The sequence below is a fragment of the Mycobacterium sp. E1715 genome (assembly GCF_001667625.1).
In the GTDB taxonomy this organism is placed as follows: Bacteria; Actinomycetota; Actinomycetes; order Mycobacteriales; family Mycobacteriaceae; genus Mycobacterium.
The window spans coordinates 1-8420 of sequence record NZ_LZJJ01000424.1 but is presented as its reverse complement, the minus strand read 5'-3'; the positions used below and the strand labels follow the sequence as shown (position 1 = coordinate 8420).

The 8420-nt window shown below is 71.3% G+C and carries 6 protein-coding genes, 1 tRNA gene and 1 pseudogene; 5 read left to right on the top strand and 3 right to left on the bottom strand.

Annotation, left to right across the window (positions count from 1 at the left end):
- Positions 1-11 precede the first annotated feature (11 nt).
- The 3 genes and pseudogenes from A9X03_RS20565 (at position 12) to A9X03_RS20555 (ending at position 2014) form a co-directional block, all read left to right on the top strand.
- A complete protein-coding gene (locus A9X03_RS20565) occupies positions 12-1151 on the top strand; it encodes a hypothetical protein (RefSeq protein WP_068262704.1) in 1140 nt (379 codons plus the stop codon).
- A gap of 13 nt (positions 1152-1164) precedes the next feature.
- A pseudogene (locus A9X03_RS20560) lies at positions 1165-1359 on the top strand (hypothetical protein); the annotation flags it as partial.
- Between the two features lie 190 nt (positions 1360-1549).
- A complete protein-coding gene (locus A9X03_RS20555) occupies positions 1550-2014 on the top strand; it encodes a GatB/YqeY domain-containing protein (RefSeq protein WP_067780984.1) in 465 nt (154 codons plus the stop codon).
- Here the strand turns inward: A9X03_RS20555 and A9X03_RS20550 are convergent.
- The 3 genes from A9X03_RS20550 to A9X03_RS20540 all read right to left on the bottom strand — a co-directional run bounded on the left by A9X03_RS20550 (position 1998) and on the right by A9X03_RS20540 (position 5088).
- Positions 1998-3707 carry a selenocysteine-specific translation elongation factor gene (locus tag A9X03_RS20550; RefSeq protein ID WP_068262701.1) on the bottom strand — a complete coding sequence of 570 codons (1710 nt, stop codon included), beginning with the start codon at positions 3705-3707 and terminating at the stop codon, positions 1998-2000. The genes A9X03_RS20555 and A9X03_RS20550 overlap by 17 nt on opposite strands.
- Positions 3695-4975 (bottom strand): L-seryl-tRNA(Sec) selenium transferase, encoded by a 1281-nt coding sequence (gene selA / locus A9X03_RS20545; RefSeq protein ID WP_067754225.1) that lies wholly within the window; start codon positions 4973-4975, stop codon positions 3695-3697. Before selA ends, A9X03_RS20550 begins: the two co-directional genes overlap by 13 nt.
- An 18-nt stretch (positions 4976-4993) precedes the next feature.
- Positions 4994-5088 (bottom strand) — tRNA-Sec (locus A9X03_RS20540).
- Between the two features lie 27 nt (positions 5089-5115).
- On the opposite strand from A9X03_RS20540, the gene selD reads away from it, so the two are divergent.
- Positions 5116-6108 carry a selenide, water dikinase SelD gene (selD, locus tag A9X03_RS20535; RefSeq protein ID WP_067754229.1) on the top strand — a complete coding sequence of 331 codons (993 nt, stop codon included), beginning with the start codon at positions 5116-5118 and terminating at the stop codon, positions 6106-6108.
- A gap of 39 nt (positions 6109-6147) precedes the next feature.
- Positions 6148-8420 (top strand): molybdopterin-dependent oxidoreductase (locus A9X03_RS20525; protein ID WP_231975432.1); only part of this gene is annotated, 2273 nt, incomplete at its 3' end.

The following is an 8420-nucleotide window of genomic DNA, read 5'->3' as shown; positions in this document are numbered from 1 at the left end:
CCACCCGACGGATGGTGCCCAGCGCGCGGCGCGCGTCGCTGACGGTGAACGGCTACGGCCCGCCGCCGGGATACGGCCCGCCGCCCGGGTACGGCCCGCCGCCCGGGTACGGCCCGCCGCCCGGGTACGGCCCGCCGCCCGGGTACGGCCCGCCGGCGTGGCAATCCGGCCCCCGTGTTCCGGCAGCGGTCAAACCCGGCATCATCCCGTTGCGGCCACTCACCCTGGGTGACATCTTCAACGGCGCGGTCGGTTACGTCCGCGCCAATCCGAAGGCCACGCTGGGGCTGACGACCGTCGTGGTGGTGGTCATTCAGATCGTGACGAAACTCGCCGTGTACGGGCCGCTGGCGGCCTACGGCAGGTTGAGCACCGACCACGCGAAGGAACTGACCACCGGGGTCATCGGCGCCTGGTTGACGTCGATGAGCGCCGGCGTCCTGGTCGCCTGGCTAGGCGGCATGCTGTTGTCCGGGATGCTCACGGTCATCGTCGGGCGGGCGGTGTTCGGCTCGCCGATCACCATCGGCGAGACGTGGGCCAGGATCCGTGGGCGCCTGCTGCCCCTGTTCGGTCTGGCCCTGCTGGAGGGGGCCGCCCTGGCGGTCGTCGCCGGGCTGGTGATCGTGGTCATCGCGGTGCTGGCGGCCATCGGCAACGCCGCGGCGGCGGTCGTGCTGGGTCTGCCGCTGGTGCTGGCCGTGATCGCGCTGTTGATGTACCTGTACACGGTGGTGTTGTTCGCGCCCGTGCTGATCGTGCTGGAGCGGCTCCCGGTCCTGGACTCCATCACCCGATCATTCGCTCTGGTACGCAACGGCTTCTGGCGGGTGCTGGGCATTCGGCTGTTATCACTGCTGGTGACGTCCGTCATCGCGGGGGCGGTCGCGGTGCCGTTCGAGATCGCCAGCAAGTTCTTCCTGGTCAGCACGGCGACCGCGGCTTTCATTGCCAGCACCGCGGTGGCGTCGGTGGGCGCCGCGATCGGCGAGATCATCACCGCGCCGTTCAACGCCGGCGTCATCGCTCTGCTCTACACCGACCGCCGGATCCGCGCCGAAGCCTTCGATCTGGTGCTGCAGACCGGCGCCGCGGGCGGCCCCTACGCGACCGAGTCCACCGACAACCTGTGGCTGACACGGCCGGTCTGAGGACGAGCTGACCGTGCCCTCCATCGACATCGACCGCGATGCCGCCCATCAGGCGGCGCAGGACGAACTCAGCAAGCCGATCTACTCCAAGGGTTCGGCCGGGCAGCAGATGGCCGAGTGGCTCAACGAGATCATTTACCGGCTGCTGCAGAAGACCGCCTCTTTCCCCGGCGGGTGGCTCACGGCCACCGTCCTTTTCATCATGCTGGCAGGTGGGGCCGTACCCGGGTGGGGGGCCGTAACCCGGTGGCGGGCCAACCGGATAGCCAGGCGGCGGCGCGGTCACCGTGTTCCGCGTTGTTTGCGGGCGGGCCCGTCGTTCGTCATGGGCTCCATCCTGTCGGTGGTCCGGGCATTTCTCAATCATGGCCAGGCGGTCGGCGCGTAGCGTCTCTGGCATGGCCGAACTCAAATCCAGGCTGCGCGCCGACCTGACCGACGCGATGAAGAGCAAGGACAAGCTGCGCACGGCGACCCTGCGCCTACTGCTCGCCGCGATCCAAACCGAGGAAGTCTCCGGCAAACAGGCCAGGGACCTCTCCGACGACGAGGTGATCAAGGTGCTGGCACGGGAATCCCGCAAGCGGGCCGAATCGGCGGAGATCTACACGCAGAACGGCCGCGGGGAGCTCGCCGCCAACGAGCACGCCGAGGCGCGGATCATCGACGAATATCTGCCGACGCCGCTCACCGAGGCCGAACTGGCCGACGTCGCCGACACGGCGATCGCCCAGGTCGCCGAGGACATCGGCGAGCGCCCGAGCATGAAGCAGATGGGCCTGGTGATGAAGGCGGCCACCGCGATCGCGGCCGGCAAGGCCGACGGAGCCCGATTGTCGGCGGCGGTCAAGGAGCGGCTGTAGCCAGCACCACCCGGGTGCCGTCCGGGGCCCGCCTGGTCACGCGGCGGGCGTCGAGCTGCTCCAGCAGCGGGACCGCCACCCGCCGGGTGGTGCCCAGCGCGCGGCGCGCGTCGCTGACGGTGAACGGCTGCGGCAGCCCGGCGAGGACGCCCGTCGCCCGCTCCAGCGCGCCGGCCCCCAGCACGACGCCGTCGGCGATCCGGGCCAGCCGCCCGGCGCGCACCGCCGCGGCCAGTTCCCGGGGCCCGAGCTTGAGCTCGGCCAGTTCGTCGGCGTCCGGTGCCCGAAAGGGCTCGGCGGCCAGCCACTCCTCGACGGTCCGAACGGCCTTGTCCACGCGGGCCGGCAGGCCCGCACCCGGCGAACGAACCACCCCGTCGGCCACCTGCAGTCCGGTGCCCTCAAGCAGCGTCGGCAACAGTTCGGCCGCGGGCACCCCGGCCTGCTGCCGCAGCGTCTCCAGCGGCATCCCCGCCGCGACGTCGTGGTCGTCCGCCCAGAGCCGAACCGCCGCGGTCGCACGCTCGCGCCGCCCGGCCCACCACTCGGGATCCACCACCCAGTCGCCCACCCGCTGACCGACCGGCGGCAGGCCCATCGCCCGAAGTTCGGTCGCCCGCGCGCAGGCGGGCGGGCGAGCCCGGCCGGTCGCCAGCTCCGCCGCCCGCTCCCGCGCGGCGCCCCGACGACGCAGCGCAGGCGGCCGGACGTCGAGCACTTCGATCCCCGCCGCGATCCGGTGTTCGCCCGCGTCGCGCAACAGCCCGACATCCCCCACGCGCAGCGCCAGGGGCCTCGCCAGCCGCAGCCGGGCCGAGCCCGCCCCCAGCGGACGAACCTGCACCGGCACGGCCGCGGACCCCACGTGCAGCACCAGCTGCCGGTGCAGCGCCCCCGCCGACCGCAACCCGACGTCAATCTCCGTCGCATCGAGCCATACGCCCGGCGTCCGGACGGTGTCGCCGCGACCGATGTGCTGGCGGTCGACTCCGCGCAGGTTCAGCGCGACGCGCGCCACCGGCCCGACCGCCGCCTGGTCGCGGCCCAGCGATTGCACCCCGCGAACCGTCACCCGCTCACCGGCGTGCTCCAGCTCGTCGCCGACCCGTACCGTGCCGGCGGCCAGGGTGCCGGTCACGACGGTGCCCGCGCCCCGGACGGTGAAGCTCCGGTCCACCCACAGCCGCACGTCGGCGTCCGGGTCCGGGACCGGCAGCCGGTCGGTGAGCGCCAGCAGCTCCGCGCGAACCCGCTCCAGGTCGGTGCCGAGCGCGACGGGAGCGTCGGCAAGCGAGGTGGCGGAGAGTTTCTCGCGCGCCTGCTCGATGGCCCGGCCGGGGTCGGCGAGGTCGGCCTTGGTGATCACCAGCAGCCCGTGGCGGACCCCGAGGGCGTGCAGCGCGGCGAGGTGCTCGTCGGACTGTGGCATCCAGCCCTCGGTGGCGGCGACGACGAACACGACCGCCGGCACCGCGCCGACGCCGGCGAGCATGTTCGCCACGAACCGTTCGTGCCCGGGCACGTCGACGAACGCCAGCTGCCGGCCGCCGATCTCGGTCCACGCGAAGCCGAGGTCGATGGTCAGGCCGCGACGCCGCTCCTCGGCCAGCCGGTCCGGCCACATGCCGGTGAGCCGGTGCAGCAGGGTCGACTTGCCGTGGTCGACGTGCCCGGCGGTGGCTAGGACGAACATGCCCGCACCGCCGCGGCCAGCAGCGCGTCGTCCTCGGGCGCAACCGTGCGCAGGTCGAGCAGGCAGCGGCCCGCCTCCAGCCGCCCGACGACGGGTGGGCTGGCGGCGCGCAGGGCGGCGGCGTACGACTCGGGCAGGCTCACGGCGGCGCTGGGCAGCCGCACGTCCGGGGCCCCGCCGCCGCCGACGGCCGCGACGCAATCCACCGCCTCGGCGCCCGGCAGCGCGGCGGCCAAAGTCGCGGCGCGGGCCCGCAATCCGCTCAGGTCGGCGACCAACGCCTCGGCCACCGGCGGGGGCGGGCCGGTCAGGGTGGCTTCCAGCGCGGCGAGGGTGAGTTTGTCGACGCGCAGCGCGCGTGCCGCCGGGTGGCGGCGCAGCCGCTCGATGAGCTCGGCGTCGCCCAGCAGCAGGCCGGCCTGCGGGCCGCCGAGGAGTTTGTCGCCGCTCGCGGTGACCAGGTCGGCGCCGTCGCGCAGCGTCGACGTGGCGTCGGGCTCGTCGGGCAGGACGGGGTGTGGGGACAGCAGCCCGGAGCCGATGTCGACCACCAGGGGCACACCCAGCTTCGCCAACTCCGCGACGGACACCGCCGAGGTGAACCCGGTGACGTGGAAGTTGGACGGGTGCACCTTCAGGACGAAGCCGGTCTGCGGCCCGATCGCCTCCGCGTAATCGCGCAGGCTGGTGCGGTTGGTGGTGCCGACCTCGCGCAGCCGCGATCCGGCGCTGGCCAGTAGCTCGGGGATGCGGAACCCGTCGCCGATCTCGACCAGCTCGCCGCGGCTGAGCACGATCTCCTTGCCGGGCGCCAGCGTCAAGGCCGTCAGCAGCAGCGCGGCGGCATTGTTGTTCACTACGTGCACGCCGCCGGCGGTGGGCACCGCCCGCGCCAGCGCGGCCAGGGCGGCCCGCCCCCGACGGCCGCGGCGGCCGGTGGCCAGGTCCAGCTCGACGTCCGTGGTCCCGGCCGCGGCGACCACCGCGTCGACGGCGGCCCGCGACAGCGGCGCCCGGCCCAGATTCGTGTGCACCACCACTCCGGTGGCATTGATGACGGGCCGCAGGCTCGACGCGGTGCTGGGAAGTGCCGCGATGGCGTGCTCGGCGACGCGCTCGGGCTCGATCTCCCCGGCGCGCGCCCGCCGCTGCGCCTCGGCGATCACGGACTTGACCAGGGCGCGGCCCAACACCCGCTGCGCTTCGGCCAGGCGCGGATCGGCCAGCAGTGTGTCGGTGCCCGGCACCCGCCGGCGCGGGTCGCTCATGCCTGGCTCGGAGAAGTATGGCGGAGGCGGACGGGAATCGAACCCGCCAGCGGCAGCGTCTGCCGTTCGACGGTTTTGAAGACCGCGCCGGTCACCAGACCGGACACGCCTCCTCGGACCATAGGGACAAGTATGGACGCGTGACTTATCGACTGACCCAGTACGCCCACGGTGGCGGGTGTGCCTGCAAGATCCCGCCCGGTGAGCTGGAGGACATCGTGCGCGGGCTGGGGGTGAGCGCGCCGCGCGATCCGGTCGGTGAGTTGCTGGTGGGTCTGGACCACGGCGACGACGCCGCGGCGGTGCGCATCGAGCGCGACACGGCCCTGATCGCGACGACCGACTTCTTCACGCCGGTGGTGGACGACGCCTACGACTGGGGACGCATCGCCGCCACCAACGCGCTGTCGGACGTCTACGCGATGGGCGGGCGTCCGGTGGTGGCGGTCAACCTGCTGGGCTGGCCGCGCGACGTGCTGCCGTTCGAGCTGGCGGCCGAGACGCTGCGCGGCGGGTTGGACGTCTGCGGCCTGGCCGGCTGCCACCTCGCCGGCGGGCACAGCGTCGACGACCCGGAGCCGAAGTACGGCCTGGCCGTCACCGGGATCGCGGACCCGAAGCGGTTGCTGCGCAACGATTCCGGCAAGCCCGGCACGCCGCTGTCACTGACCAAGCCGCTCGGCGTCGGGGTGCTCAACAGCAGGCACAAGGCCACCGGCGAACGCTTCGAGCAAGCGATCGAGGTGATGACCACGCTGAACGCCGACGCATCCGCGGCGGCGCTGGCGGCCGGCATCGAATGCGCCACGGACATCACGGGTTTCGGGTTGCTCGGACACCTGCACAAGCTGGCGCGGGCGAGCGGGGTGACGGCCATCGTCGATTCCGCGGCGGTGCCCTATCTGGACGGGGCGCGGGAGGCCCTGGCGGCGGGGTACGTCAGCGGCGGCACGCGACGCAACCTCGACTGGGTGGCCCCGCACGTCGACTTGTCCGGGGTCGGCGAGGAGGACGCCCTGCTGCTGGCCGACGCCCAGACGTCGGGCGGGCTGCTGATCGCCGGTGAGATTCCGGGCGCGACCGTGATCGGTGAGCTGGTGCCCCGCGGCGAGCACACGATCGTGGTTCGTTGAGCCGGCGGGGTTTCATGCGCGCGCACTAGGGTAGAGGCCATGGCTATGCGCAAGCTTTTCCTGGAGTGGCCCGTCGTGCGTCAGCTGCGGTCGGGGGACAAGCTCGGCCGCGGGTCGGCGGTCACCTCGAAACGGACCCGCGCCGTCACGCCGCGCACGACGACGGCCGACCGGGTGGTGCAAAGCATCTGTCCGTACTGCGCGGTCGGCTGCGGGCAGCGGGTGTATGTCAAGGACGAGCGGGTGGTGCAGATCGAGGGCGACCCGGATTCGCCGATCTCGCGAGGCCGCCTGTGCCCCAAAGGCGCTGCCAGCGAGCAGCTGGTGAACTCGCCGGGCCGGCAGCTGCACGTGCTCTACCGCGCGCCGCGGGCGACCGAATGGCGGCCGCTGGACCTAGACACCGCCATCGACATGGTGGCCGACCGCTTCGTCGAGGCCCGCCGCCACGCCTGGCAGGACATCGACAAGAAAGGCCATCCGCTGCGGCGCACCATGAAAATCGCCGCACTTGGCGGCGCGACACTGGACAACGAAGAGAACTACCTCATCAAAAAGCTCTTCACCGCCGCCGGTGCCATTCAGATCGAGAACCAAGCTCGTATTTGACACAGCTCCACGGTTCCCGGTCTGGGGACCTCCTTCGGGCGCGGTGGCGCCACCCAAACACTGCAAGACATGGCCAACGCCGACTGCATCGTCATCCAGGGCTCCAACATGGCCGAGTGTCATCCCGTCGGGTTCCAATGGGTCGAGGAGGCGAAAGCGCGCGGCGCCAAAGTGATTCACGTCGACCCGCGCTTCACCCGGACGTCGGCGGTCTCCGACAAGCACATTCCGATCCGGGCCGGCTCGGACGTGGTGCTGCTCGGCGCACTGATCAACCACGTCATATCTCGCGATCTGTGGTTCAAAGACTACGTCGTCGCGTACACCAACGCGGCCACCCTGATCAACGAAAATTACCGGGACACAGAGGATTTGAACGGCCTATTCTCCGGCTACGATCCGGAGACGGGGCAGTACGACACATCGACCTGGGCCTACGCCGGTCAAGAAGAGGACGAACGCCATCAAGAGCACGGCGCCAGCGCGTCCGCTCGCGCTGCCGGCGATGCGCACGGTAGCGGCGGCCCACCCCTGCCGCACGCTCGCGTGCAGCGCGACGAGACCCTGCAGCACCCCCGCACGGTGTTTCAGATCGTCAAGCGACATTACGCGCGCTACACGCCGGAGATGGTGCGTGACGTGTGCGGCATCAGCACTGAGGACTTCGACTACCTGGCTCGCTCCATCGTCGAAAACTCCGGGCGCGAGCGCACCACCTGCTTCGCGTACGCCGTCGGCTGGACCCAGCACACGCTCGGCGCCCAGTTCATCCGCACCGCGACAATCCTGCAGCTGCTGCTCGGTAACGTCGGTCGCCCGGGGGGCGGCATCATGGCGCTGCGCGGGCACGCCACGATCCAAGGGTCGACCGACATTCCGACGTTGTTCAACCTGCTGCCCGGCTACCTCTCGATGCCCAAGGCCGGTGTGCACGACACCTTCCGGGACTACATCGAAGCTGTCGGACCGAAGAACCAGAAAGGTTTCTGGGCCGACGCGGACACCTACATCGTCAGCCTGCTCAAGGCGTGGTGGGGTGACGCCGCCCGCGCCGACAACGACTGGGCCTACGACTACCTGCCGCGGCTCTCCGGCCCGCATGGCACCTACCAAACGGTCATGTCGATGCTCGACGACGAGGTCGACGGCTACTTCCTGCTCGGCCAGAATCCGGCCGTCGGATCCGCGCACGGCCGCCTCCAGCGCATGGGCATGTCGCACCTGAAGTGGTTGGTGGTCCGCGATCTCAACATGATCGAGTCGGCCACATTCTGGAAGGACGGTCCGGAGATCGCCTCGGGCGAGCTGAAGACCGAGGACATCGAGACCGAGGTGTTCTTCTTCCCCGCGGCTACGCACGTCGAGAAGGCCGGCTCGTTCACCCAGACCCAACGCCTGGTGCAGTGGCGGCACAAGGCGGTCGAGCCGCCCGGCGACTGCCAGAGCGAGTTGCAGTTCTTCGTCGAGCTGGGCAAGCGAATCCGCCAGCGGCTGGCCGGCTCCACGGACGCGCGCGACCGCCCCCTGCTGGATCTGACCTGGGACTATCCCACCGACGAGCACGGCGAGCCCGACCCCACCGCGGTGCTGGCCGAGATCAGCGGCTGTTACCTGAGCGGCCCCAAGGCCGGCCAGCCCGTGCCGGGGTATACCGAACTGGGTGCCGACGGATCGACGTCGTGCGGATGCTGGATCTATTCGGG